The following is a 26,531-nucleotide window of genomic DNA, read 5'->3' as shown; positions in this document are numbered from 1 at the left end:
GCGGGCGTCTCGGTGCCCACGGTGTGTCCTGTCGGTGGCGCAGCTCTCCGAGACGGAGCGGGAACAACTGACGGCGAAGGGCATCCCGTTCGTCGTCTTCGACCCGATCGACGAGTTGCAGGCGCTCGGCGTCTACCAGGCCGCGCGTGAGCTGGGCCTGCGTATCCCGCACGAACTCAGCGTCGTGGGCTTCGACGACGTACCGGCCGTGGCCTGGATGGATCCGCCCCTGACCACCGTCCATCAGCCGCTGGCCGAGATGGCGGCCGCTGCCACCGAGTTGGCCCTGGCGCTCAGCCGGGGCGAGCAGGTGCCGCAGGTGGGACTGGAGATCGCTACCACTCTGACCGGTCGGTCAGGACGTCGTCACGACCGTACCGGTGACCGAGTCGCCGGACTTCGTGACCTTGTACTTCACCTTGGCTCCGCTGTGGAAGTGGAAGGTCAGGTTCGCCGGATCGCCGTCACGCAGTGACTTGAGCATGTCGGCGGTCAGAATGATCGTGCCGTTCGCGTAGTCCGGCCGGAAGGCGTTGTTGAACTCCTGGAACGCGGTCCAGCCGGTCGGGCCGGCGTTGGTGCCGTCGCCGTACGTGGCCTCCATGGTCGCCAGCTCGTCACCCTGGTACTTGGTGGGAATGGTGAACTTCTCGGCCGTGCCCGTGGCGTTCGACAGCTCCGGAGTGTCGTAGGTGACGACGTCGATCTGCCAGGGCAGTCCCTTGGAGAACCGGGCCTGGAGCGTTGCGTTGACCCCGTACTCGCGAGCGCCGGTCAGCCGGGTCAGGGCCGATGCCGTGAGGGTGATCCGATCCTTGAAGAGGGTGTAGTCCTGGCCCTGGACCAGCTTGGTGCCGCCGTGCCACAGGCTGCGGAACTGGGTGCCGTTCAGGTTCAGGGTGAGCGACTTGGCCGTGATCGGGCTCGACTTCGCCACGTAGACTTTGTCGAAGGACGCGGTTCCCGAACGGGTCGTCCAGCTCGACTTGATCCAGGCGAACAGGGCGGGGTCGCTCCACTGCAGGGTCTGTCGGTTCAGGTAGGCCCAGGTTCCGGGGTCCCACAGGGCGGTGGTGACACCGGCGGTGCGTGCGAGGTGTCCGACGTGCTCGTAGTACTTCAGCGCCTCGCCCCGCTCAATACGGGAGGGGTGGTTGGAGTCGGGGTATCCGAGCAGGCCGTACTCGCCGAGGTAGACGGGGATGCCCTTGGTGACAAAGGTGTTGTGCATACGGGCGAAGGCGTCCTCCGCGTCGTTGCGGGCGGCCTCGTCGTACCGGGTGCCGCCGGCGATGTTCACGCTGAACGGGTACCAGCTGTAGAAGTGCACGGTGGCGACCAGGTTGCTGTCGTGCAGCCCCGTGATCGTGGTGTACAGGTCGTCCATGAGCTCCTGGGAGGGCGTGCCGACCTGCGTGGTCAGGACGAGCATGCGGTCCGAGTTCCCACCGCCCGAAGCGCGCACGATCTTGTGGAACGAGGTGAGCAGCTCGCTCAAGAACTGGGTCTTCTGCGCGGCCGTGGCGTCGTCGAACTGCGGCTCGTTGACGCCTTCGAAGAGCAGGGTGCGCGGCTGGTCCCGGAACGCCGCGGAGATCTGGGTCCACAGGGCGTCGAAGCGGGCGCGCACGTTGTCATGGTCGGTGGACATCTTCGAGATCCACTGCCATGAGTCGTGGTGGACGTTGAGCACGACGTAGAGGCCCTCCGCCTGCGCCCACTCGACCACCTCCTTGACGCGGCTCATGTACGCGGCTTCGACGGTGTACGGCGCGGTGGCGGACTGGTGCGCGCTCCAGGTCACCGGGATGCGGACGCTGCGGAAGCCCTCCGCCCGGATGGTCCTGAACAGCTCTCTGCCGGCCTTGGGGTTGCCCCAGGACGTCTCGTCCGGAATCGCGTCCAGGGTGTTGCCCAGGTTCCAGCTGGTCTGCATCGCGGCGACGGCGTCCGTGGTGCGGGCCGGAACGGTGACCGTGGAGCGTGCCTGCTGTGCCGCGCCGCCGGGCGCGGCGAGCGCGGTGCTGCCGGCCAGACCCAGGACGACGAACAGTGTCATCAGCAGGCCGGCCAGGCGTCCGGGCCCGCGGCTGCGATGGTGTGCGGGTTGCCGTATGTCCTTCATGCGTCATGCCTTTAGGTCGGTCGTGCCTTTCGGCCGACGGTGCGGGTTGGTTCCCTCCGTCCCCTTCCCTGTTGGATCGACGTGTTGAAGCGGATCGAGCAGGGGTGGCTGTGTGCCGGGGTGGCGTAGTTATTGGGTGCCGAGGGACCGCCGGGCGGCGGAGGATCGAGTGCCCGTTCTGGCCGGGTGGAAGGACTTGGCGGAGCGTGAGGACCGAGTTGGTATTCATCCTGGGGATCCGATTCTTCTTTCTCCGGACTACCGGATCGATGAGGCACTGAGCCGGTATCTGTGCCGGTCGTCGTTCGCCCGTCTCGCGCAGGAGACGAAGCGGAACTACACGGACGACTACTGCTTGTTCTTCGACTTCCTGTGGGGCCGCGAGAAGACTTGGCGCGACGCCACGGCAGACGATCTGTGGGACTTCGAGGACTGGCGGACCCGCTCGCTGCGGAACCCACGTCGGATCGGTGGGGCACGGTGGAACCGCGGGCTGGCCGCACTGATCCGGCTGTACGAGTGGGCGGTACAGCGCGGCCACGTGACGGTCAATCCAGTGATCATGCGATCGGTCCTCGGCAGGAGCGGCCAGCGTGTTCTGGTGCCGGCGGCCCGGGCGAAGAACGCGCGGACCAGCGAGGTTCGTTGGCTGACCCCGCGGGCTTTTCGTCGCTGGGTAGAGGTCGGTCTGCGTGGCTATGGCGCTGACGGCATGCCGTCGGCGGGGTGGGCTGGTCGTCTGGCCGACCGCAACAGTGCCTTCGCCGACCTGCTGTTCTCCTCAGGAGTTCGGCTGACGGAGGGGGCTTCGTTGCTGACGCTGGAGGTTCCCCGCCTTCGGCTGGAGGGCGGTCGTTACTACGTGGGGCGGCTCGCTCGGGTGGCGACGAAGTCAAAGCGGGCGCGCACGTTCTACGCCTCCTCCGTGGTGGTGGGCGAGATCGAGGGGTACGTTGAGTCCTCGCGCGCCCGGGTGGTGCGGCGCGCGCAGGCCTTGGGCCGCTACGACGATCTGCCAGCGCGGCTGGTGACTCATGAGACCGGTCGGCACCGGCGTGTACTGCATTGGCGCGACCGGGACGGCGTGGTCGGGCTGACCCCGCTGGCCGAGGCGACGGTGGAGGAGCGGATGAGCTTCTTCATCGAGGGGCCGACAGGTCCGGAGCCGCTGTGGCTCTGGCTGAACGAGTCCGGTCTGCCGTTCCACCCGGCCTCGTGGGAGAACGTGTTCCATGCCGCGAACGAGCGGTGCGAGGCGGTGCTGTCGCCAGTGGTGGGCGAGGCGCCGTTCTGTACGCCGCACATGTGCCGGCACAGCTTCGCGTTGTTGATGCTCGTGGTCCTCAACCACGTCATGGACCGGCGTATGGGGCTGACGCCGGAGGAGCGGCGGGACTTCCGTCTGCTGTACGGCGATCCGTGGCGGATGGTGCAAGACCTGCTCGGTCACGCCCAGCTGGAGACCACGAAGGCGGTCTATCTCGCCTCGGTCGCGGATCTCCAACTGCGGTCGCTGCTCGCCGACTTCGTGCCCACCGCCGGACCGGTGTCGGAGCAGGAACTCGCGGGGCTGTTCACGCAGCTGGCCCGCGAGAGCGAGGGCATCCAGGACCTGGACGAGAAGCTGGTGGCCCAGTGAGCCGTCGCGGCCGCGCGGCCGCCTTGCCCGATGGTCCGCATCAGCGTCCGCCGGTCCTTGAGGAGGACGGCCTGGCCGTACGGCACGAGGATGCACAGGGGCGGGTGCACACCTACGACTTCGGCGCGCTGCCGGTCCCGGAGGCGTTCCAGCGGTCGTTGGCCGTGCTGTACGCGGCCAAGTGCGCGCCGGGCGGAGGCTGGGACAGCATCGAGACCAGCGAGGCCCATTGGTACCTCATCAAGCCCTTCGCCGAGTTTCTCTCCGGCCTGGACGACATGCCGCAGGACGTGGACCGGCTGACACCAGCCCACTGGAGTGCGTTGCGGCTGAGTCTGCCGCCGCGGGCGAACGGCTACAGCAAGTACGCGTCGATCGCCGGCCTTCTCCAGATGGATCAGCGGCTCGCGCAGCCGGTGCGGGAGGCGATGGCCACGCGGTTCGTGTGGGAGCCGGGCCGTGAACAGGCCTATGGACCCGAGGAGTTCAAGGAGATCCGCGTCGCGGCCCGCCGTACGTTCCGCTCGGCACTGCTGCGGATCCGGGAGAACACCGACCGGCTGGCGGCCTGGCGCGCGGGCGCGATTGAGCCGGGCAGCCGGGAGTGGCTGGTCGGGGAGGCCGTGGACGTGCTGGCGCGCACCGGCGATGTCCCGCTGTATGAGTGGGGACGCAGGGTGCGTCGTCGCTACCGTCCGGCTCTGGGCGGCGACTCGGCGCAGCACACCTGGAAGCGGCTCTTCCTCAGCCGCAAGGAGACGGCCGCGCTGGCGGTGCTCATCGCCTCCGAGCTCGGGCTGAACTCCACGCCGATCTCCGAGATGCCCGTGCCGGAAACGCTGCCCGGCACGGCGGAGGCGGGGATGCCGGTCTACCGGCTGCGGCTGGAGAAGCGCTGCCGCGCAGGTCACCGCGGCCGCTTCGAGAGCCGGAACCTCACCGATTCCGGCGCCGACTCTTCTGGGCGGATCATCAGCGAGGCCCTGGAGGCGACCGCGCACGCCCGGGCCGTGTTGGCGCGGCTCGATGCGGACATCGACCGGCTGCTGGTCTGGCATCAGACCACAGAGCACGAGGGACAGGCCTACCGCAGGGCCGTCCGGGTCGGTCAGTTCGGATTCGGCGTCGACGAACGCTCCGGCGCCGACTGGGCGCGGTCGGTCGGGCTGTCCGGCTCTCCGCTCAAGCGCATCCGCAAGACCGTGAACGTGCTGCACCGGCGTGAGCCCGGGCAGAACACCCAGGACACGCATGACAGCGTCTACGTGCTGCCGGAGCCGCAAGTCCAGCAGGCGGCCGTGCCGGTGATCGCCGACGGGGCCCTGGACGCGGTGGCTGCCGCCCATCGCACCGTGTTCGCCGCCCGCCTGACCGAGAAGACCGGGGCGGGGGAGCGGGAGACGGCGACGGCGGGCTGCGCCGACTACGAGCACAGCCCGTTCGGGCCGCCGGGCCAGACCTGCGCCGCCTCGTTCCTGCTGTGCACGGCCTGCCCGAACGCGCGTGTCACGCCCGCCCATCACCCCCGTCTCGCGCATCTGCACCAGGCGCTGGGCACCCTGCGCGGCGTTGTGGAACCGGCCGTGTGGGAGGCGGACTGGGCCGATGCCCACGCCCGGCTCGCTGATCTACGCGACCGGGTCGGACAGCCGCTCTGGGATGCCGCGCTCGCCTCGGTCAGCGACGCCGACCGTGATGTCATCGATCAACTTCTCCAAGGGGACTACGACTTGTGACCGCTCTGCCTTCCGAAGTGCCGACATTGCCTGGATGGAGGACTCCGGTCATCGCACCGTCTCTGATCCTCGCGCCCGGGCCGGTCCCGATCTCGATCTACGGCGACGAGGTCTGGTCTCTCGCTCCGTTGATCGCCAACCCCAGTGCGTCGCGGGTCGGCGTGGACTGGTCGAAGTTCCCGGACGCCTTCCGTGAAGAGATGCGTCTGGCAGCCTGGATGATGATCAATACGGCGTTGCCGGCGAGTGTTCTGGTCGGTCACCCGGCCTGGCACTCTCGCCTGGGGCCGCACGGGATCTACGACACCGTGCGGCGGTGGCAGCGCTTCGCCCACTGGCTCGCCGCCCAGGAGATGTCCGGCCTGGGTGCGTGCACGGCCGAGACCTTCACCGCGTACGCCGGTCACCTGGCCCGCCGGTCAGGGGCCAACCGCAACGACGGTACGACGGAACTGGTCGCGCTGACCCGCTTGTGGGCGTTCGACGCCGCCAGCGCCCGCCCGGTCGGCCTGGTGATGCCTCCCTGGCACCAATACGGCGTCGACGACTACCTCCCGGCCACGCCTGGTCCCGGCCCCGGGGAGAACAGCCGCGAGCCGATCGCTCCGGCCACCATGGGGCCGTTGCTGATCTGGGCACTGCGCGTGGTCGACGACTTCGCCGACGACATCCTGTCCGCCCAGGCGGAGATGCAACGCCTGACCGAGCAGGCCGAACAGACCGTCGGTACATGGGAGTCCATGGGACGGTTGAGGACCTATCTGGACCAGCTCGTGGAACGTGGTGCACCCGTGCCCACCAGATGGCACAAGGGCGAGCACCAGATCAGCATGACCTACATAGCCGCGCTGGTCGGCTGCTCCCCGAAGCAGGTCAACAGCCATCTGCGGACCGAACTGCGGGAGGGCTTCCGCGACTACGCCCGGCGCCACCCTGGCCCCTGCCCGCTCACCACACCGATCACGGGGCGAGTCGCCGGACAGCCGTGGACCGAAGCGATCGACTTCACCGAGGTCCCGCAGCTCATGCGGCACCTGAGCGCCGCCTGCTTCATCGTCCTGGCGTACCTGACCGGCATGCGGCCCGGAGAGGGGATGGGCCTGGAGAGCGGCTGCTGCCCCGAACCGCCATCGCCGGGACGGCACCTGATCTACGGCCGGGTCTTCAAGGGCGTCCACGACCAGGACGGCAACCACTACTCCGCCGGGCAGGTGCGGGAAGTTCCCTGGGTCGCCATTCCGCCGGTGGTGACCGCGATCCGCGTGCTGGAACGCATCGCCCCGGACGGGCTCCTCTTCGACACCGCCGTCCACTCCATCCCTCGCGGCCGCATCTCCACAGGCCGGGTCGTCGGCTTCGAGGCGATGCGCAACCGCGTCGAGGACTTCATCGCATGGGCCTCCGGCCTCGCCGTGCGCCTTGACCGTCCCCATGAAGTCATCCCAGACGATCCGTTCGGGGCGCTGGGCGTGGCACGCTTCCGCCGGTCGCTGGCCTGGCACATCGCCCGCCGACCCGGCGGACTGGTGGCCCTGGCTATCCAATACGGGCACATGCGCACCGCCATGAGCGCCGGCTACGCCGCCCGCGGCCGCGGCGGCATCCACGAGCTGCTCGACATCGAAACCGCCCGGGCAACCGCCGACACCCTCACCACCCTCCACGACGACCTCGCCGCCGGAACCGGAATCTCAGGGCCGGCCGCACGGCGAGCGATCCACGCCGCCGCCCAGGCCCCCACCTTCGCCGGGTCCATCCGCACGCACCGGCAGGCCCGGGACGTCCTCAGCAACCCGGCCCTGACCGTCTACGACAACCCGCGCTCGTTCCTGATGTGCGTCTACAACCGCGACCGGGCGCTGTGCCACCGCCTGGACGTCGCCGACGCCCCGCGGCTGGACCGCTGCCAGCCGTCCTGCGCGAACGTCGCACGCACCGACCACCACGCCGACCAACTCCTTCAGCACGCCCAGACCTTGGAGAAGCAGGCCGCCTCCGAGGCGGTGCCCGGCCCGCTCGCCGACCGGCTGTCCCAGCGCGCCGGGCAGCTGCGTGCGCTGGCCGACCGCCACGTCCACGACCGCATCAACGCCCAGGAGCCGACCACATGAGCCCCGCCCCCGATGAACGCGACCGCATCCAGACCGCGATGGACCGCATCCTGGGCGGCCGGCCGGAACACTCCAACGGGGCGCTGACCATCGTCGCGCTCGCGGCGGAGGCACAGGTGCCCCGCAACGCGCTCACCCAGCGCCATCCGGATCTCAAAAACGCCTTCTACGACCAGGTCCGCGCCCGCGGCCAGACGCCGGACAGCGAGAAGCGGCTGCGCCAGCAGGTACGCAAGCTCAAAGAGCTGCGGGCCGCCGACGCCGAAGAGATCGCCCGGCTGAAGACCGACGTCGAGGCGCTGGTCGGCGCCCTGCACCAGTCGATGACGGAGAACCGTCTGCTGCGCCAGCAACTCGCCGACCGCACCGGCACCGTCCGCACGCTGCCCACCCAATCCCGCATCGGAGACACCACACACCCGCTGCCGCCCGACCTCACGCCCTCCTCGGACTGCTGATCGTCTCCCGCGCCGGGAACGCGGTCGGCATCGGGTGCTGCCTGGCCTGACCCAGGACGAGCAGGACGCGCTGCAGGGTCTGCTCAAGCGAGCCCTCTCCCGCGCTGAAATCCTCCAGGCCTGACGGCGTCAGACAGCGGATCGCACACACGGGTGTGCGGTGCGAGGGGCTTGCTCAGATGCCCGTGCGCGTAGGGCTGGGGAGGGAGCCGGAGCCGATACCTCCCGGCGAGCACACGGTCACGATCTGGCTGATCTCCTCCGAGAACTGGTGCCAGACGCATAGGCGAGCTCACCAGTACGGGAGCCCGAGTTCATCTGTGTCACACCGCGCTACAACCGGACGCATTTCAAAGCCTCGACCAGCAGCGTGACCAACTCGTTGATGATCGGGGGGCGGATGCCGGGTCTACTCACTGCAAGAACCTCGCGGCGGAGCGGCGCGGCCTCGGGCGGAAGAACAACCCGTTCGACTCCCGGCTGATCACTCTCTCCGCTGATGAGCGTGGCCGGGATCAGACCCACCGCCAAACCAGCTCTGATCATGGCCAGCATGCTGTGCAGGTCCTCGGCTTCCAGCGTTACCTCGGGCGAGATCCCCAGTTCTCCGGCCCAGCGATGCAGCAAACGCCGATCGGGACTGTGCGCATGGCCTGAGGTCCATTCCATCTCAAGGCATTCCGCCAGTTCCAACGGCCCACGGCCCTCCTGAGCGCCCGTGACGAGGATCAGCGGCTCGTGCCCCAGGGAGGTGATGGTCCACTCACCGGAAGTGGTCGGCTGGTCCTCGGGCAGGTATCGATAGGCGATGAGCAGATCCAGGTCCCCCGATTTGACCTTGGGCAACCCTTTGTCTGTCTCCACGATGACGAGGCGGATGCGAGGGCCGTGGCCACGAGACTTGAGAACGGACAGAACCCCGGGGAGCAGGTGGCTCATCGCGCTGGGATAGGCGCCGACATGCAATTCGGCGATTTCACGGTTCGAGATGCCGTTGGCGGCGTCCCGGAACTGGGCAGTCGCGTCGAAGAGCGCCTCGGTCGCCTGAGCGAGGGAGCGGCCGGCAGCGGTCAGGATCAACCGGCTGCCGGGGCGGCGGACGAGCAGTTCGACGCCCATGTCCCGCTCCAACGCGGCGATGTGCTGGGACACCGCGGAGGGTACGTAGCCGAGGGCTGCCGCGGCCTCGGCCATGGAGCCACGGTCCACCACGGCCATGAAGGTGGACAGGAGCTTCAGATCGGGCTGGGACTTCATGAATCGTGAACTTTCCCTTCTCGATCCATCGCTTTACGTGTTCCGATGCCGGTGCCAGAGTCTAGGCAGCTTGCCCGAAGGGCCGCCCACCTGCGCTGGTACCGACCGTCGGTAGCCGCCCGCAGGACTGTCCCCCACTTCTGCAGAAAGCCGAGGCCATGGCCATCGACCTGCCCGTCCTCCGGGCCCACTTTCCCTCTCTCGACCACGGCCTCGCCTTCTTCGACGGACCTGGTGGGACCCAGACCCCCCGCCCCGTCGCCGACGCCATCGCCGCGACGCTGACCGGCCCTCTCTCCAACCGGGGGGTCGTCAGCCCATCCGAGCTGAATGCCGAGCGCGCCGTCGCGGAGTTCCGCGCCGCCTATGCGGACCTGCTCAATGCGCCCGCCGACGGCATCGTCCACGGGCGCAGCGCCACCCAGCTCACGTACGACTTCTCCCGCCACCTGGCCAAGGACTGGAAGGCTGGCGACGAGATCGTCCTCAGCCGCCTGGAACACGACTCCAACGTCCGCCCCTGGGTCCAGGCGGCCGAGCGCGCCGGAGTGACCGTCCGCTGGATCGAGATCGACGCCGGGACGACAGAGCTGGACCTCGACTCGTTCGAGCGGGCGCTGTCGCCCAGGACGCGGCTGGTCGCGGTCACGGCGGCCTCGAACGTGCTGGGCACCAAGCCGCCCGTGCGTCGGATCGCCGACCGGGCTCACGAGGTCGGCGCCCTGGTCTACGTGGACGGCGTGCACTACGCCGCCCACCACCTGGTGGACGTACCCGCGATGGGCGCGGACCTGTTCGTCTGCTCGCCGTACAAGTTCCTCGGACCGCACTGCGGCGTACTCGCGGGAGCGCCCGAACTCCTCGAAACCCTCCAGCCGGACAAACTCCTGCCGTCGCCCAATACCGTGCCGGAGCGCTTCGAGTTCGGCACGCTGCCCTACGAGATCCTGGCGGGCGCCACTGCCGCCGCGAACTTCCTCGCCACGATCGACCCGGGCATGGGCGCCACGCGCAGGGAGCGGCTCGCTCATTCGCTGGGTTCTCTGCACCAGCACGAGCAAGCGCTGCGTACGAGGCTGGAAGAGGGTCTGCGCGCTTTGGGCGACCTCGTCACCCTGCACTCGAAGGCAGCCGACCGCACCCCGACCCTCCTGATGACCCTCGAAGGCCGCGACGCCCGCGAGGCCCAGGTACATCTGGCCGCACACGACGTCCTGGCCCCCGCCGGGTCGTTCTATGCCTACGAGCCCTTCGCCGCCCTGAAGCTGGAGGACCCTGCCCTGAGGGTGGGCCTGGCGCCGTACAACACCGCCGACGACGTGGACAGGCTCCTCGACGGTCTGGATCGCTTCACTTCAACACGCTGAACTTGACAGAGAAGTGGTCGGGGAGGGCCCCGGTTCAGTGGTCAAGGGGAGGCGGGCTCAGCCGTCGAGGGGCTCGTAGTCGAACCAGTCGAAGTGGACGGTGCCTGCCGCGGCGTACATGCCGATGACCCGGCCGGTGAAGCCGCCGGCGACCTCGGTCGACAGGTAGCGGCCGTCGAGGGTCGCGAGCGAGGTGAAGGCGCCGTCCGGCAGCTCGATGCCGAGGGAGACGACATCGGGTCCGGTGCGCGCGTCGTGGGGCGCGGGCGGCTCGGAGATCCGCACGCCGAGGACGACCGGGCCCGCCGGCACCTGCTGCGTGGCCACGACGGCGCGCACCGAGCCGACCCGCGAGACCACCCGCACCTGGGTGCCGTCGGTCTCGATCTCGTAGTGGTGCTGCTCGTCGAGCCGGACGGCGAGCCCGCCGCTTCCCTCCGCGGCATCGACCAGGGTGCGCGCCCGGCACGACAGATGCTGCTGGCGCCGGCCGGTGAACACCGCGTCGGGCTCGTCCAGGGAGTCGCCCCGCGCGCGGAGCGTCAGCCAGCCGGGGCGCTCCTTGGTGGTGCAGTGCTCGGCGAGCCGGTCGCGCAGGGAGATCCAGTACGGTCGCAGTTCGGCGAGCTCGAAGTCGTCCCGCTGCTGCTCGACGGGACCGGGGGAGAGCGGCCACGGCAACTCGGGCAGGTCCAGGGTGACTTCGCCGACGACGGGCCAGTCGTCCACCCAGGTCACGGGCGCGAGGAAGGTCTCCCGGCCGAGCACGTGCCAGCCGGGGGTGCCGCCGCGCGGCCGCACCCCGAGGAACACCATCCACCAGGAGCCGTCCGGGGCCTGGACCAGGTCCGCGTGCCCGGTGTTCTGGACCGGGTGGTCGGTGCCGCGGTGGGTGAGGATCGGGTTGGCCGGGCACGGCTCGAACGGGCCGCTGGGCGCAAGACTGCGGGCGATCGACACACCGTGGCCGCGCTCGGTGCCGCCCTCGGCGATGAGCAGGTACCAGTAGTCGCCGATCCGGTACAGGTGCGGCGCCTCCGGGGCCTTGGCACCGGGCCCGCCCGACCAGAGCTTGTGCGGGGTCCCGTACGTCTGCCCGGTGGACGGGTCGATACGGAGCTGCGAGACCCCGGCGACCGTGCAATAGCAGTTGCCGTCCTCGTCCCAGGCCAGGTCGGGGTCGATGCCGGGCACACCCGGTGCCCAGATGGGATCGGACCACGGTCCGGCCGGGTCGGTGGCGGTGACGACCAGGTTGCCGCCGCCCTCGCTGCAGTTGGTGACGATCAGCCAGAAGCGGCCGTCGTGATGGCGCAGGGTGGGGGCGTAGATCCCGCCGGAGGACCACGACTTCAACAGCGGCAGCTGCTCCGGCCGGTCCAGGGCGTTGCCGATCTGCGTCCAGTTCACCAGGTCCCGGCTGTGGAACAGCGGTACGCCGGGGAAGTACTCGAAGCTGGAGCAGGCCAGGTAGTAGTCGTCGCCGACGCGGCAGACGCTGGGGTCGGGGTGGAAGCCGGGGATCACGGGGTTGGTGGAACGTCCGTCCGGCCGGTGCAGAGGGGGCACCCGATAGGTCCTCTCGTGGGTTCGTTGTGCGGGCGTGCGGTGGTTCAGGGAGCGCCGGCGTCCGTGGGGGTGATGCGGAGCAGCACGGCGGACGGCGCGGTGGGCTGGGTCGGACTCAGCTCGGCCGTGTCGGGCAGCCAGGCGGAATCGGCCCTACTGGCCGAGGGGTAGAGCAGGTCGACACGGACGGCGGTGTCCCGCAGGTGGGGCAGGTGAGGCGATGGCCTCCTCAACGGCGAGCTGTCGAAGCGCTTCGCTTGCAGGTGAAAGTTAACGGACAAGTTTCGTGAGAAACAAGGGGTCATCCAGCGAGAGACTTTCTTTCGCTGGCACATTGACAGTCCGTCATAGAAAGTGGGGCTGTCGAAGCGCTTCGACACTCGTGCTTCAGAGGTGACCGTCCATGGGATCAGATCCCGGGAGCGAGGGTCATCCGGCGGTCAGAGTGGTCCACTTCTGGTTGGCGCCGCCGTGGCAGTCCCACAGGTGGAGCTGCGTGCCGTCGGCCGTCGAAGAGCCCGGAACGTCGAGGCAGCGGCCGGAGGCGGGGTTGCGGTAGCCGCCGTTGTAGGGCTGCCAGACCTGGTTGGCGCCGCCGTGGCAGGCCCACATCTGCACCTTGGTGCCGTTGGCGGTGCCCCAGCCGGCCGCGTCGAGGCACTTCCCCATCGAGCGCAGGGTGCCGTCGGTGTAGGCGGACCAGAGCTGGTTGGCGCCGCCGCCGCAGCCCCAGGTCTGGGCGGCGGTCCCGTCGGCGGTGCCGGCGCCGCTGACGTCCAGGCACTTGCCGGTGATGCCGGACTCCACGCGTGCGGGGGCGGGTGCGGGGTTCTTCAGCCACCCGGCGTTGTCCGCGGCCTGGATGCTGCGGTGGAAGGCGTCGGCCATCTTCTGGTAGCCCGAGTTGTTGGGATGCAGGGCGTCGGCCAGGTCGGCCGTGGTCAGGCTGCTCATGTCCACGTAGGCGACCTTCTTGCCCGCCGCCTGCGCGTCGCTCACGATCCCGGGGATGGCCTGGTTGTACGCGGCCCGGTACTGCTCCTCCGAGCCGCTGGTGGACACGACCAGGGAGGCCACCAGGACGGTTGCGTCGGGGGCGGCGGCGGTGATCCGGTTGACCAGCGACCTCAGTCGCTCGGTGGCGGTGGAGACCTGGTAGCTCTCGTTGAGGTCGTTGGTGCCGATCTCCAGGGTCACGACGTTGGGCCGGTAGCGGGTCAGGGTGGCGTCGGCGAGTGCGGCGATCTGGTGGATCTTGTAGCCGGAGTGGCCCTCGTTGTCGGGGTCGGACATCGAACCGCCCCGCAACGTGCCGACGAAGTCCAGCGGATGGCCGTCCGCGGCAAGGCTGTTCCACAACGGAGCTCGGTAGCCGTTGCCGGTGCTGCTGCCCACCCCCCAGGTGATCGAGTCACCCAACGGCATGACCCGTAAAGGTGTGTTGGAGGCAGCGGCGGCAGGCGTCGCACCTGCCGCGGTCACCCCGAGCGCGGCGGCGACGAGCATGACCAGGGAAAGAATCCAGGACTTTCTCATGCAGGCGTCCTCTTCGGTGAGTGAGTGCTGAATCGGCGGGGCTGATCGCCGTTCACGTCAGCAACTCGGCTTCCCTGACGTCCCGTTGACGGCCAACCAGCCCCTCAAGCGCCCACAGATATCATGTGGATCCCCGCCTGGACATCCCATGGATGCCGGAATTCTGTAACCGGAGGTGTGGGGGTGGGTTCTCCGTCGCTTCGTCTTAATGCCGCTGTTCCAGTGGCGTGTTCGCGACCCTTTCTCGCTCCGGCGACGACTCGCTGACATCCCATGTCTGGCTGCCGCACTGCCGGTGTCAGCGGTCCTTCGTGGGTGACCCCGGTGCGACGGCGAGAACGCGGACGTCCCAGGCGTCGAGCCGTACGGGCGTGCCGGCTGGGACCGTGCTGCCGTCCAGGGCGTCGGTCAGGTCCACCGGGGCCTGGGTGGTGACCGGCTGCCAGCTCCAGTTGTGGACGACATGGACGCGGCGGCCGTCGGGGGCGGTGCCGGTGGCGACGGTGACCGAGTCCGGCAGGTCCTGCCAGCCGCTGCGCGGGGAGGGTGCGAGCCAGGTGGCGAGCGCGCGGGCCAGGTCGCGGCCGGGAACCGTCCCCACGCAGGTGATGCGGCCCGCGCCGTGGCGGCGGGTGGTGACGGCGGGCCAGCGCCCGAAGTGCGGGTGGTCGTACTCGGCGAGCACGTGGGCGTCCTCGACGGCCAGGCCCTCCACCCAGCGGGTGGCCACCGCGCCGTCCGCCAGCTGGAGCGGGCTGTCCGGCGTGGTGCGCAGGGGCAGGTCCGCGTGGAGGTTGCTGAACTCGTCGTACCGGACGCCCGCGGCCTGAACCAGCCGCGCCGGGGCCACCTCGTGGCGTGCCCGCGCCTCGTGGTCGCCGTAACCGGTGCGGGGGCCGAGGACGAGGTGGCCGCCCGCCTCCGCGTACGCGCCGAGCCAGTCGAGCGTCCCGTCGTCCGCCACGTACAGCGCGGGGGCGATGAGTACGGGATGCAGCTCGGCCGCCGACTCCGGGGCCAGGCCCGGGCGTTCGCCACGCGGATCGTGCAACTGGCGGGCGTGCAGGATCCGTACCTGGCGCCCGGCCTCGAACGCGCCCCGGTAGAACGGGTCGAAGATGCCCTCGTACGCACCCCCGTCCGGACCGCCGTCGGGACCGGCGAGCGGCGGGTGCTTGCGCATCAGCCACTTGCTCGGCGCCGAGTACACCATCGCGATGTCGGCGTCCGGGGTGATCCCGGCGACCAGGTCCCCGGTCCGCTCGAACTCGGCACCCAGGCGGGCGAGTTCACCGTAGACGCGCCCCGGTCGACCGCTGTGCGGGAGGATCCCGCCCCAGTACGTCTCGGTGCCGAAGTGCAGCGTGTGCCAGTGCCAGTACTCGATCATGCGGGCCCCGCGCGCGACCAGCGCCCACGCGGCCTGCCGCCACTGCCCGTCGAAGGCGGGACGGTTGTCGTATGTGCCGCCGATGGCCTGGGCGTTGGTCTCCGTGATCAGGAACGGCTCCTGACGCGAGGAGTAGATCCGGTCGGCGCTCTGGTGCAGCGCCCACGCCCCGTACGCCATCCACTGCTGCGGCAGCTTCTCGCGCGGCGGCTCGGGCATCGTCAGGCTGTCCTGCATGTCGTAGTACGGGTTGCCCGCGGTGATGTCCAGGCTGTCGGTGAGCTCGTCGTCCTCCAGACCGGGATGGCCGTAGGCGAGGCACGTGGTGACGAACTGGCCGGGCCGCGCGTACTCGCGCACGATGCCGGCCTGCCAGGCGATGAACTCGGTGGTCTGGCGGGCCTGGAACGCCTGCCAGGCCAGGTCGTACTGCGGCTGTGCGTTGCCCTCGGGCATCCACAGGTCGGCCCAGGTGGACAGCCGGTGCGACCAGTACACCAGCCCCCACTCGCGGTTGAGGGTCTCGACGTCGCCGTACTGCTGCCGCAGGTCGTCGACGAACCGCTGGAAGACGCCGTGGTTGTGCGGCAGGCGCGGGCCGGGCTCGTTGTCGACCTGGAAGCCGATGACCGCGGCGTGGTCGGCGTAACGGGCGGCGATCGCGCGGATCACCCGCTCCGCGTGGAAACGGAACGCCGGGTTCGTGAAGTCGACCTCCTGCCGGGCGCCCCACGCGGCGCGGCGCCCGGTGGCGTCCTCGGCGGCGATCTCCGGGTACTGCCGGGCCAGCCACGGCGGCACCGCGTAGGTGGGAGTGCCCAGGACGACCGAGATGCCGCGCTCGTGGGCGCCGTCGAGAACCGGCTGCAGCCAGTCGAGCTCGAACCGGCCGTTCTCCGGTTCCCAGGTGGACCAGACCGACTCGCCGACGCGGATGACGGAGAACCTCGCCTCAGCCATGAGATCGAGGTCGGCCTTGAGCCGCTCGTACGGCTGGTACTCGTGGTAATAGGCGGCGCCGAACAGGACGCGGGGCGGCAGTTGAGTCATGCGGAGTCCTTGAGGAGGCGGGTCGGATGGTTCATGTTGTTCACGACAGCTCTGCCGGACCGGTGCTCTGACGTACCGTCAAGACAGGGGCCAGCAGGATGTGTTCGTCCTCCGGCGCGGTGTCCTGCGCAGCAGACTGAGCAGCGGGCCGATCGCCCCCTCGTGCTGCACGACGAACCCGGTGGTTCCCGGCCGCTCGGCGAAGACGCGGTCGAGCACCAGGGCGGTGCTCGCGTAGGTGCCCTCGCACGGGCGGTGCAGGAAGCTCAGGCCGCGTTCTCCGGCCCGTTCGGCGAACCCCGCGAGGGTGCGTTCGGCGTACCCGGCGTGCCGTTCGTAGATCTGGGAGGACCTTCGTCGCTCGTGATCAGCAGGACGTCGTGCCCGTGGTGTCGGGCGGTCGAGGTGGCGGAGACGGCGATCTCCATCATGACCGGGACGTACATGTCCGTGCGCAATGGCATGACCAGCGCGATGATGTGCGAGCGGCGACCGGCCAGTGCCCTGGCGCCGGCGTTGGGGTGGTAGCCGAGCTCGGCCGCTGAGCGCCGCACGCGGCGTCGGGTCTCCTCGGACACCGAGGTCCGGCCGTTGAGCACGTAGCTGACCGTGCTGGTCGAGACGCCCGCACGCCGGGCCACGTCCGCGATGGTCACCATGGTGGTGTCTCGGCTTCCTTCCGGTCGCTCGACAGAGCTGTCGAAGCGCTTCACCTCCCAGGCAAGGTAATGAGGTGTTTCCAGCGAAACAAGAGCTCCAGGTGAAAGAAGACTTTCTTCATTTCGGGCATTGACACCTGATCGGAAGCGATGGCAGCGTCGAAGCGCTTCACCAACCGCTGTCTCTCCCGCTCGTCGAGGGGTTCCTCCGTGGGCTCTGCCTTCCCGTACGAAGCCGACCGGCTGCCGTTCCGCGATCCCGCGCTCCCGTTGGGAAAACGCGTCGAGCGCCTGGGCGCGGAGGCCGGTGAGGCCCGGCTGGAACTCCCCCGCCCGACGGCCTCCACGACCTCACGCTGACGCTGCACGGCGCTTTCCGGCCGGCCGCCTTCAGCCTCGTCACGTCCGACTGAGACCGCAGCCCCACCCGCACCGGCGCGGCACCGCACCACCACCCTGACACCGCCTACGCCTCACCCGGAGGAAACCCCCATGCCGCTCACGGACTTCGGACCGGACGAACTCGAAGGCTTCCGGCCCGAGTCGCCCGCCCCGGAGGACTTCGACGCCTTCTGGCAGCGAACCCTCGCGGAAGCCCGCTCGTACGACGGGGCGGTCAAGGCCGAGCGGGTCACCCCCCAGTACCTGCTGCGCACCGTCGAGGTCGACGACGTGCGCTTCCCCGGCTGGCGGGGTGAGCCGGTGGCCGCCTGGCTGCTGCGACCGCGTGACGCGACCGGTCCGCTGCCGGTCGTCGTCACCTACCTCGGCTACTGCGGCGGACGCGGACTGCCCACCGACCACCTGTTCTGGCCCACCGCCGGCTACGCCCAGCTCGTTGTCGACAGCCGCGGCCAGGGCCACGACACCCCGGACCGGGGTGAGGGCGACGGCACCCAGTGGGTCGAGGGCTTCATGACCCGTGGCATCGACTCGCCCGACCATTACTACTACCGGCGGCTGATGACCGACTGCGTGCGAGCCGTGGACGCGGTCGCGCAGCTGCCCGGACTCGACACCGGCCGGATCGTGCTGGCCGGCGGCAGCCAGGGGGGCGGCCTGGCGCTCGCCGTCGCCGGCCTCGTCGGGGACCGTGTCGCGGCGGTGATGCCGGACGTCCCGTTCCTGTGCAACTTCCGCCGCGCCGTGCAGATCAGCGGCGAGGGCCCGTACCCGGAGATCGCCAAGTACCTGCGCTGGCACAGCCGCCACCGGGTGGTGGAGACCTTCTCCACCCTCGACTACTTCGACGGCGTCCACTTCGCCCAACGGGCCACCGCCCCGGCGCTGTTCAGCGTCGGCCCGATGGACCCGGTCTGCCCGCCCTCGACGGTGTACGCCGCCTACAACCACTACGCCGGTCAGGACCGCACGATGACCGTGTGGCCGTTCGCCGACCACGGCGGCGGCTGCGGCTCCAACCCGCCCACCCAACTGGCCTGGCTGCACCAGCGCGGCCTGGCGCCGGAGCTCTGAGGACCGTGCCCTCCGCATCCGGGCCCCAGCACGGTGACAGCCGGTGCTGCGGCCTCGTCCACGTCGACCACCACACCCCGACCCGAACGCCCAGGGACAGTTGCCACTGGTTCCGGCCCCTGATCACCGCGCACCGCGCGCGGACGGAGGAATTCACCCGATGAAGTTCACCGACGGCTACTGGCTGATGCGCCCGGGCGTCACCGCGCGCTACGCCACCGAGGTCGCCGACGTCCGGGCCGACGAACACCGGATGACTCTCTACGCGCCGGTGAAGCACGTGCTCAGCCGCGGCGGCATGCTCAACAGCCCGCTGCTGACCGTCGAGTGCTGGTCGCCGGCCGAGGGCGTGATCGGGGTGCGCGCCACCCACCACGCCGGTTCGGTGCGGCACGGGCCGGAGTTCGCGCTGCCGGGCGCGCGACCGAACGCCGGAAAGGTGCACCGGGACGGCACGGTGGTCGAACTCAGCGCCGGTGAACTGGCGCTGCGGGTGGACACCTCCCAGCCCTGGCACCTGGAGTTCACCGCCGGCGGTCGGGTGCTGACCCACGTGGGCGAGCGCGGCACCGGCTTCGTCACCGACGCCGACGGCCGGCACTTCATGCTCGGACAACTCTCCCTGGACGTAGGAGAGTTGGTGTACGGGCTGGGGGAGCGGTTCACCCCGTTCGTCAAGAACGGGCAGATGGTGGACATCTGGCAGGCCGACGGCGGCACCAGCAGCGAGCAGGCGTACAAGAACATCCCCTTCCACCTGACCAACCGCGGCTACGGCGTCTTCGTCAACCACCCGGGCAAGGTCAGTTACGAGGTCGGCTCCGAGTCGGTCGGACAGGTCCAGTTCAGCGTCGAGGACCAGTCGCTTGAGTTCTTCGTCGTCCACGGTCCGACCCCGAAGCAGATCCTGGAGCGCTACACCGCGCTGACCGGACGCCCTGCCCTGCCCCCGGCCTGGGCGCTCGGCCTGTGGCTGACCACGTCCTTCACCACCGACTACGACGAGGCCACCGTGGGCCGCTTCGTCGACGGCATGGCCGAGCGCGGCATCCCGCTGAGCGTCTTCCACTTCGACTGCTTCTGGATGCGCGGATACCAGTGGGCCGACTTCGACTGGGACGCGGAGACCTTCCCCGACCCGGAGGGCATGCTGGCCCGGCTCAAGGAGCGCGGACTGAAGATCTCGGCCTGGATCAACCCGTACATCGCGCAGAAGTCGGCGCTGTTCGAGGAAGGCATGCGCGAGGGCCATCTCGTGCGGCGCCCGGACGGCAGCGTGTGGCAGTGGGACCTGTGGCAGCCCGGCATGGCGCTGGTGGACTTCACCGACCCGGCCGCGCGCGACTGGTACACCGGCAAGCTGAAGACGCTGCTCGACCAGGGCGTGGACTGCTTCAAGACCGACTTCGGCGAGCGCATCCCCACCGACGTCGTCTGGCACGACGGCTCCGACCCGGAGCGGATGCACAACTACTACACCCACCTCTACAACCAGGCCGTCTTCGAACTGCTGCGCGCCGAGCGCGGTGAGGGCGAGGCGCTGCTGTTCGCCCGCTCCGCCACGGCCGGCGGTCAGCAGTACCCGGTCCACTGGGGCGGCGACTGCGAGTCCCACTTCAAGGCCATGGCCGAGTCCCTGCGCGGCGGGCTCTCCCTCGGCCTGTCCGGCTTCGGCTTCTGGAGCCATGACATCGGCGGCTTCGAGGGCACCCCGACCCCGGCCGTGTTCAAGCGCTGGGTGCAGTTCGGGCTGCTCTCCTCGCACAGCCGTCTGCACGGCAGCAAGTCCTACCGCGTGCCGTGGGACTACGGCGAGGAGGCCGTCGAGGTCACCCGCGAGTTCACCCTGCTCAAGCATCGCCTGGCCCCCTACCTCCAGCGCGCCGCGCAGCAGGCGCACGCCACCGGTGTCCCGGTGATGCGCGCCATGGTGCTGGAGTTCCCCGACGACCCCGCCGCCGCCACGCTCGACCGGCAGTACATGCTCGGCGACGACCTGCTCGTCGCCCCGGTCTTCAGCGACGACGGCACGGTCGAGTACTACGTGCCGGACGGCACCTGGACCAATGTGCTGACGGGTGCCGAGGTCACCGGTCCGCGCTGGGTCCGCGAGCAGCACGGCTTCCACACCCTGCCGCTGCTGGCCCGCCCCAACTCGGTCCTCCCGCTGGCCGCCGACGATCAGCACCCGGTCTCCGCCTGGGCGGACGGCGTCGAACTGCGGGTGCACTCCCTCGCCGACGGCGCCGAGCGCACCGTGGTGATCCCGGGCAGCGACGGCCCCGGTGAGACGGCCCGTTTCCACCTGCGCCGCCGGGGCGGCCTGCTGCACGTCACCACCGACAGCCCGCACCCGTGGCAGCTGCGCGTCGGCGGCCCGGACGCAGCCGTGCACGGCCGGCCCGCCGGCACGGGGGAGGCCTCCCTGCCGTATCCGGCCTGAACCGAACCGCCAGGAGGGGGTCCGCGCGCCGACGACGAGCTCGCCGACGGTGTGAACCTGTTCGGGGCGCGAGCCTTGCGCGGGATATCTTGCGGCGTGAGGGAAAGGCGGGCCGTCCGCCGTTGCGCGGAAGGATCTCGTCCTGAACACCCAGCTCGCGGAGACACTGTCCGCGGCCCTGCTCGTCCTGGTACTGGTCTGTGCGGTCGTCCGCCCCTTCGGCTGGCCCGAGGCGGTGGTGGCCGTACCGGCCGCCGCGCTGGTGATCGTCACCGGCGCGATCCCCCTGGACGACGCGCTCGACGAGGTCGAACGGCTCGGGCCGGTGGTCGGCTTCCTGGCGGCCGTGCTGGTACTGGCTCAGCTCTGTGACGACGAAGGGCTGTTCCAGGCGTGCGGGGCGTGGATGGCGCGCACCGCGGCGGGCCGGCCGCGGCGGCTGCTGGCCCAGGTGTTCCTGGCCGCGTCGGCGATCACCGCGGTGCTCAGCCTGGACGCCACGGTGGTGCTGCTGACGCCGGTGGTGTTCGCCACCGCGGCCCGGATCGGGGCGCGCCCCAAACCGCATGTGTACGCCTGCACCCACCTGTCGAACACGGCCTCGCTGCTGCTGCCGGTGTCCAATCTGACCAACCTGCTGGCGTTCGCGGCCAGCGGGTTGAGCTTCACCCGCTTCGCCGCGCTCATGGCACTGCCCTGGGTGGCCGCGATCGCCGTCGAGTACGTCGTCTTCCGCCGCTTCTTCGCCACGGACCTGGACGCCGGAGCCGAGGCCCCCGCCGCCGTGGAGCCGCCGCGGCTGCCGAAGTTCGCGCTGGCGGTCGTGGGCTGCACGCTGGCCGGGTTCGTGCTGACCTCGGTGGTCGGCATCGATCCGGCGTGGGCGGCCCTGGCGGGTGCGCTGGCCCTCGCCGTCCGGGCCCTGCTCCGGCGGCGCACCACGCCCCGGGCGCTGCTGAGTGCCGCGTCCGTGCCGTTCCTCGCCTTCGTGCTCGCCCTGGGAGTCGTGGTCAGGGCGGTCGTGGACAACGGGCTCGACGAGGCTCTGGGCCGGCTGATCCCCGAGGGCACCGGGCTGCCGGCACTCCTCGCTCTCGCCGCGCTGGCCGCCGTACTCGCGAACGTGATCAACAATCTGCCGGCGGTCCTGGTGCTGCTGCCGCTGACCGCCCCGTCGGGGCCGGGCGCCATCCTCGCCGTGCTGCTCGGGGTCAACATCGGCCCCAACCTCACCTATGCGGGCTCGCTGGCCACCTTGCTGTGGCGGCGTATCGTCCACGCCCACGAGGAAGAGGTCGAGTTGAAGGAGTTCACCCGGCTCGGCGTGTACGCCGTACCGGCGAGCCTGGGGGCCGCGGTGCTGGCACTGTGGGTGTCGCTGACCGTGATCGGAGGAGGCTGACCCCATGGCCGTGGTCGTCTGGATCGTCGAGGGAACCTGGCCCGTGTGTGTGGACGCCGCCCGCGCCCACGCCCCGGCGGACGCGGAGATCGTCCTGCTGCACGTCACCCCGGCCGATGTGCCGGGCGCGGCGCACGGTGCCTTCGCCGGGCTGCTCGGCCGCGGTCACCCCGAACGCGATCCGGGCACACGCCTGGAACGCCTCGCCGCCGCCTCCGCGGAGCAGCTGCTGCGGGCCGCTGCCGACCGGTTGGGGCGCACCTGTACCCGCAGCGAGCGCACCGGGCGGGTGGAGCATGAGGTCGTCGCCGAGGCAGAGGGCTGTGACCTGCTGATCCTGGCCCGCGACGGCGACCGCACCCACCTCGGCCCGCACAGCCTGGGCCCGGCCAGCCGCTTTGTCGTCGACCACGCCCCCTGCCCGGTGCTGCTGGTCTGGCCGGAGCCGCCGCCGGGCCTGCGCACCCTGCCGCCCCCGCCGCCGCAGGCCTGACGGAGATCGGCACGCCGACGCTCACTGCGCCAGCCGGGGAGGCCCGATGAGGTGCAGTCCGATCTGTTCCGCAAGCCACTGAGGGCGCAGATACGACCCCTGCCGGTCATGGATGTAGACGGTGTGATCGGGGGCGGGTTCGTCCCAGTGGAGCTGCCGGGAATTGGCGGAGAGGGAGACATGCGCGTGCTCGTCCTCCGCGGGCAGGCGCAGCGCGGGCACCGCCGGCCAGCGCAGCCGGCTCCACACGAGAGTTGCCGGGCATTTCCCGACGGCGGCGGCGAACAGGTCCTCCAGCTTTCCCACGGGCTGGGCCGTCCACGACACAAACATGGGAAAAGGACTCACGGACGTGGCGCCGGTGGCCGGCTGGATCGCCGGACTCTGCCCGTATCCGAATTCGGTGACCGGCGGCATACAGGCCCTCAGCCGTTCCAGCTCCCGCGCCCCGGACACCGTGGCCTCGAAGCTCACCTCGCCGTCCGTCGAGTCGGCCAGGTCGATCAACTGCCGGGCCGTGCTCACCGCGGCCGCGAGGTCCGCCGTCCGGAACACCGGATGCGCATGTGAGTTGCCCATGGCGACACTATGTCAGCTGCGGTTGCGGCCGGCGTCGTGGGCGAAGCTCGACCGGCGCTCCAGGTCCGGTAGAGCGGATCGTGGTTTCTGGGCAGTAACAGTGGGGCTCCAGTCATCAACTGATTGCCTGGGAAACGCGGGGGATGGGATGTCCGATTCCTTTCCGGCTGACGCACGTGCATTTCCGCTGTCCCGACAGCAGGAAGCCGTGTGGCTGGCGCGGCAGCTCCAACCGGAAGGCGACCTCTACAACGTTCCTGTCGTCTACGCCCTTTCCGGCGCCCTGCATCGGGAGGCGCTGGCCGAGGCGCTGCTGCGGGTGCTGCGGCGGCATTCCGTGCTCCGCGTCGCGATCCGACACGGAGCCGACGGCGAGGTACGGCAGCGTGTCTGCGACATGCCGGACGACATCCTGCGCGTGCACGAGGTGACACGGGACGAGCTGGACAAACGGATCGAGGACGCGGCCTCGGCCCCCTTCCCCGCCGACGCGACCTGCCGACTGCGCGCCGACCTCTTCCAACTCGCCCCGCAGACCGCCGTCCTGCTCCTGGTCTTCGATCACGTGGCGACGGACGCACCGTCGATCCCCTTGCTGCTACGGGACTTGGGCGAGGCCTACGCCGCGGCGCTGGACGGACTCGACGACCACGCGCCGGCCGACGGCTACTTCGACTACGTCCATCGGCAGCGCGCCCTGGACGCCTCCGCCGAGGGCCGGGCGAGCGCCGACTTCTGGGGCCGCCTGGTGGCCGACCTGGAGACCCTCCCGACCGGCCGTGACACGGCAGCCGCACCGGCTCCCCATGCGTCCGTGCCGGTCTCCCTCGGGACGGATCCGGCACGGGCCGCCGAGCGGCTGCGGACCACTCCCTTCACCCTCCTGCTGTCCGCCTTCTCCCTGACGCTCCAGCACTTCCTGCGCTCCGACGACGTCGTCGTCTCCTACCCTGCGGTGGACTGGCGGCGGTCCGAGTACGACCAAGTCGTCGGCCTCTTCACCGACCTGCTGGTCTTCCGCTGCCCGTCACGAGCGGGGCGCACCCTGCCCGCGTATCTGGCGGCCGTACAGGACTCGCTCTTCGACTGCCTGGAGCATCAAGGGGCGTCGCTGGAGCAGCTGTGGGCCCGGCTGCGGACGCTCGGCGGGGGCGGGGCCGTGCTGCCGCCGATGCTGTCCGTCAGCGAGGGCGGCGAGGAGCTGCACCTGCGCGGTGTGCAGGCGGAGCGCCGCCCGCTCACCCCGCGCGACGCCAAGTCGGAGCTGATGCTGGCCGTCGAGCTGGGTGAGGAGCGGATCACGGCACGTCTGGACTTCGATCCCGCGGTGTATCCACCTGCCACCGCGGAGCGTCTCGCGCGCGCCTTCGAGGTGGTGCTCGGTCGGATCGCCGACGGCTGGGACGGTCCCGCGCTCGGGGTGGAGCTCATCGGGCGCGCCGACCGGTCGCTCGTGCTGGACACCTGGAACGCGGCGCCCGGCGCGCCCGCCGCCGAGCACGTTCCGGCCGCGTTCGTACGGCAGGCCCGAGCCGCTCCCGAGCGGACCGCCCTGATCGAGGAAGGGCGCGAGATCACCTACGGGGAACTGGAGTTGACGTCCCGCTCCCTGGCCGGGCGGCTCGCCGCGCTGGACCTCCCGGCCGGGAGCGTCGTGGCCCTGTGCCTGCCCAGGTCGGCCCGGTTCGTGGCCGCTGCCCTGGCCGCGCTGAGGTGCGGCCTGGCCTTCCTGCCCGTCGACCTCGACCAGCCGGTGCGCCGCCGCTCGTTCGTGCTGGCGGACTCGGGCGCGGCCGCCGCCGTCGTAGCGGACGAGGAAGCCGCCGGACTGCCGGACGGGCTCACGGCCGTCGCCTGGGACACCGCCGGGCCCGCCCCGGAGTTCGAGGACCGGACGACGGGCGGGGCGGATCCCGCCTATGTCATCACGACTTCGGGCAGCACCGGCCTGCCCAAGGCGGTCGTCGTCCCGCACCGGGCGCTGGCCAACAACCTCCGGTGGAAGCGCACCGAGTTCGGTTTCGGCGCCGAGGACCGCTTCTACTTCAAGACGCCGCCGGTCTTCGACGCCTCGCTGTGGGAGTACCTGGCGCCGCTGACGCTGGGCGCCGCCGTGGTCGTGGCGCCCCCGCAGGCGCACCGGGACCCGGCGCTGATGGTGCACGAGATGCGCCGGTACGCGGTGACCGTGGCGCAGTTCGTGCCGACCGTGCTCAAGGCGGTCCTGGCCGAGGAGGCGTGGGCCGAAGGCACCGCACTGCGCTGGGTGTTCGCGGGCGGGGAGCCGCTCGACGCACGGGTCGCCGAGACCGTGCGGCGCGACAGCGGTGCGCAGGTGGTCAACCTCTACGGCCCGACCGAGACCGCCATCGACGTCACCTCCCACACCTGCGTACCGGGCGGGGCGCGGGACGCCGCGGAGCCGATCGGCCGTCCCGTCCCCGGTGCGCAGGCCTATGTCCTCGGCCCCGGCGGCCAGTTGCTGCCGCCGGGCTTCGTGGGCGAACTGTGCATCGGCGGGCTGCCGTTGGCCCTCGGCTACGCGGGCCGCGCGGAGCAGACCGCCGAACGGTTCGTCCCGCACCCGTTCACCGACGACCCCCGGGCCCGGCTCTACCGGACCGGGGACCTCGCCTCCTTCCGGACCGACGGTGTGCTGGACTTCCACGGCCGCGAGGACGCCCAGGTCAAGGTCCGCGGCCTGCGCGTGGACCTGGACGGCATCCGCAACCTGCTGCTGGAGCACCCGGGCGTGCGCGACGCCGTGGTGACGGTGCGGCCCGAGGCACCGGACGCGCTGATCGCCTACGTCGTCCCGCGCGCCGGCGGCGCACCGGTCGACGTACGCGGCCATCTCGCCGAGAGCCTCCCGCCCGAGCACCTGCCCACGCATGTCATGACCCTGCCCGACATGCCGGTGACCGCCACCGGCAAGGCGGACCTGCGGGCCCTCCCGCCGCCCGAGACGGGGCGGGCGGCCTCGCCGGGCAGCGGCCCGCGCACGGACCTCGAACGCCGGCTCACCGAACTGTGGGCCGAGGTCCTGGGCACCGATCCCGAGCGGGTGCCCCGCGACCGGAGCCTGTTCGAACTGGGCGGCACCTCCCTGACCCTGATCCGACTGCACCGGCGGCTCAGAACGGAGACGGCGGCCGGAATCTCGGTGACGGACCTGTTCAAGTACCCGACCGTGGCCGCCGTCGCGCGCGCGGTGAGCGGCGTCGAGAGCGACGAAGGATGA

At 70.5% G+C, this 26,531-nt stretch carries 19 protein-coding genes and 1 pseudogene; 12 read left to right on the top strand and 8 right to left on the bottom strand.

Translation table 11 applies throughout. The features are described from left to right. Positions 1-7 precede the first annotated feature (7 nt). Positions 8-355: pseudogene (locus AB0Q90_RS02930) on the top strand (substrate-binding domain-containing protein); the annotation flags it as partial. Here the strand turns inward: AB0Q90_RS02930 and AB0Q90_RS02925 are convergent. Next, entirely contained in the window at positions 356-2,125 is a 1,770-nt protein-coding gene (locus AB0Q90_RS02925; protein WP_363162528.1) for a cellulase family glycosylhydrolase, read from the bottom strand. It lies immediately after the preceding pseudogene. Between the two features lie 169 nt (positions 2,126-2,294). On the opposite strand from AB0Q90_RS02925, the gene AB0Q90_RS02920 reads away from it, so the two are divergent. Genes AB0Q90_RS02920 through AB0Q90_RS02905 form a run of 4 tightly spaced genes read left to right on the top strand, consistent with a single transcriptional unit; the run spans position 2,295 to position 8,069 of the window. Further along, positions 2,295-3,764, top strand: a complete 1,470-nt coding sequence (locus AB0Q90_RS02920) for a site-specific integrase (protein WP_363162529.1) — start codon at positions 2,295-2,297, stop codon at positions 3,762-3,764. Next, positions 3,761-5,500 (top strand): hypothetical protein, encoded by a 1,740-nt coding sequence (locus AB0Q90_RS02915; RefSeq protein ID WP_363162530.1) that lies wholly within the window; start codon positions 3,761-3,763, stop codon positions 5,498-5,500. Before AB0Q90_RS02920 ends, AB0Q90_RS02915 begins: the two co-directional genes overlap by 4 nt. Positions 5,501-5,526: 26 nt before the next feature. Beyond that, positions 5,527-7,611: an integrase gene (locus AB0Q90_RS02910; RefSeq protein WP_365732566.1), complete on the top strand. Its 2,085-nt coding sequence runs from the start codon at positions 5,527-5,529 to the stop codon at positions 7,609-7,611. Further along, complete coding sequence (locus AB0Q90_RS02905) at positions 7,608-8,069, top strand: hypothetical protein (protein ID WP_363162532.1); 462 nt, start codon at positions 7,608-7,610, stop codon at positions 8,067-8,069. Before AB0Q90_RS02910 ends, AB0Q90_RS02905 begins: the two co-directional genes overlap by 4 nt. A gap of 333 nt (positions 8,070-8,402) precedes the next feature. Here AB0Q90_RS02905 and AB0Q90_RS02900 read toward each other — a convergent pair whose 3' ends face one another. Next, positions 8,403-9,326 carry a LysR family transcriptional regulator gene (locus tag AB0Q90_RS02900; RefSeq protein WP_363162533.1) on the bottom strand — a complete coding sequence of 308 codons (924 nt, stop codon included), beginning with the start codon at positions 9,324-9,326 and terminating at the stop codon, positions 8,403-8,405. Between the two features lie 158 nt (positions 9,327-9,484). Between AB0Q90_RS02900 and AB0Q90_RS02895 the strand changes: the two genes are divergently transcribed. Beyond that, on the top strand, positions 9,485-10,693 hold the full coding sequence (locus tag AB0Q90_RS02895; RefSeq protein WP_363162534.1) for a cysteine desulfurase-like protein: 1,209 nt from the start codon (positions 9,485-9,487) through the stop codon (positions 10,691-10,693). Between the two features lie 57 nt (positions 10,694-10,750). Here AB0Q90_RS02895 and AB0Q90_RS02890 read toward each other — a convergent pair whose 3' ends face one another. The 5 genes from AB0Q90_RS02890 to AB0Q90_RS02870 form a co-directional block, all read right to left on the bottom strand. Further along, a complete protein-coding gene (locus AB0Q90_RS02890; RefSeq protein ID WP_363162535.1) occupies positions 10,751-12,262 on the bottom strand; it encodes a glycoside hydrolase family 43 protein in 1,512 nt (503 codons plus the stop codon). Positions 12,263-12,306: 44 nt separating this feature from the next. Continuing rightward, a complete protein-coding gene (locus AB0Q90_RS02885) occupies positions 12,307-12,495 on the bottom strand; it encodes a hypothetical protein (protein ID WP_363162536.1) in 189 nt (62 codons plus the stop codon). A gap of 196 nt (positions 12,496-12,691) precedes the next feature. Further along, positions 12,692-13,798, bottom strand: a complete 1,107-nt coding sequence (locus tag AB0Q90_RS02880; protein WP_363162537.1) for a ricin-type beta-trefoil lectin domain protein — start codon at positions 13,796-13,798, stop codon at positions 12,692-12,694. Positions 13,799-14,096: 298 nt separating this feature from the next. Beyond that, positions 14,097-16,238, bottom strand: coding sequence for a beta-galactosidase (locus AB0Q90_RS02875; protein WP_363162538.1), 2,142 nt, complete (start codon positions 16,236-16,238; stop codon positions 14,097-14,099). A 266-nt stretch (positions 16,239-16,504) separates the two neighbouring features. Then, the gene (locus tag AB0Q90_RS02870) at positions 16,505-16,897 is read right to left on the bottom strand and encodes a LacI family DNA-binding transcriptional regulator (protein WP_363162539.1); all 393 of its coding nucleotides are present in this window, start codon (positions 16,895-16,897) and stop codon (positions 16,505-16,507) included. A gap of 210 nt (positions 16,898-17,107) precedes the next feature. Between AB0Q90_RS02870 and AB0Q90_RS02865 the strand changes: the two genes are divergently transcribed. The 5 genes from AB0Q90_RS02865 (at position 17,108) to AB0Q90_RS02845 (ending at position 22,711) form a co-directional block, all read left to right on the top strand. After that, entirely contained in the window at positions 17,108-17,257 is a 150-nt protein-coding gene (locus AB0Q90_RS02865; protein ID WP_363162540.1) for a hypothetical protein, read from the top strand. 132 nt (positions 17,258-17,389) lie between these two features. After that, on the top strand, positions 17,390-18,373 hold the full coding sequence (locus AB0Q90_RS02860) for an acetylxylan esterase (RefSeq protein WP_363162542.1): 984 nt from the start codon (positions 17,390-17,392) through the stop codon (positions 18,371-18,373). A 160-nt stretch (positions 18,374-18,533) separates the two neighbouring features. Then, positions 18,534-20,816 (top strand): alpha-xylosidase, encoded by a 2,283-nt coding sequence (gene yicI, locus AB0Q90_RS02855; protein WP_363162543.1) that lies wholly within the window; start codon positions 18,534-18,536, stop codon positions 20,814-20,816. A gap of 142 nt (positions 20,817-20,958) precedes the next feature. Continuing rightward, the gene (locus AB0Q90_RS02850; protein WP_363162673.1) at positions 20,959-22,218 is read left to right on the top strand and encodes an SLC13 family permease; all 1,260 of its coding nucleotides are present in this window, start codon (positions 20,959-20,961) and stop codon (positions 22,216-22,218) included. 4 nt (positions 22,219-22,222) lie between these two features. Then, a complete protein-coding gene (locus AB0Q90_RS02845) occupies positions 22,223-22,711 on the top strand; it encodes a universal stress protein (protein WP_363162544.1) in 489 nt (162 codons plus the stop codon). A gap of 21 nt (positions 22,712-22,732) precedes the next feature. On the opposite strand, the gene AB0Q90_RS02840 is transcribed toward AB0Q90_RS02845, so the two are convergent. Continuing rightward, positions 22,733-23,290, bottom strand: a complete 558-nt coding sequence (locus AB0Q90_RS02840) for a hypothetical protein (protein WP_363162545.1) — start codon at positions 23,288-23,290, stop codon at positions 22,733-22,735. Between AB0Q90_RS02840 and AB0Q90_RS02835 the strand changes: the two genes are divergently transcribed. Next, a complete protein-coding gene (locus AB0Q90_RS02835) occupies positions 23,289-26,531 on the top strand; it encodes an amino acid adenylation domain-containing protein (protein ID WP_365732565.1) in 3,243 nt (1,080 codons plus the stop codon). The genes AB0Q90_RS02840 and AB0Q90_RS02835 overlap by 2 nt on opposite strands.

Origin of the sequence: Streptomyces sp. NPDC079141 (genome assembly GCF_040686775.1) — a bacterium.
Taxonomy (GTDB): Bacteria; Actinomycetota; Actinomycetes; order Streptomycetales; family Streptomycetaceae; genus Streptomyces.
Note: the sequence above shows the minus strand (reverse complement) of the source record. Positions and strands in the feature narration are given on the sequence as shown.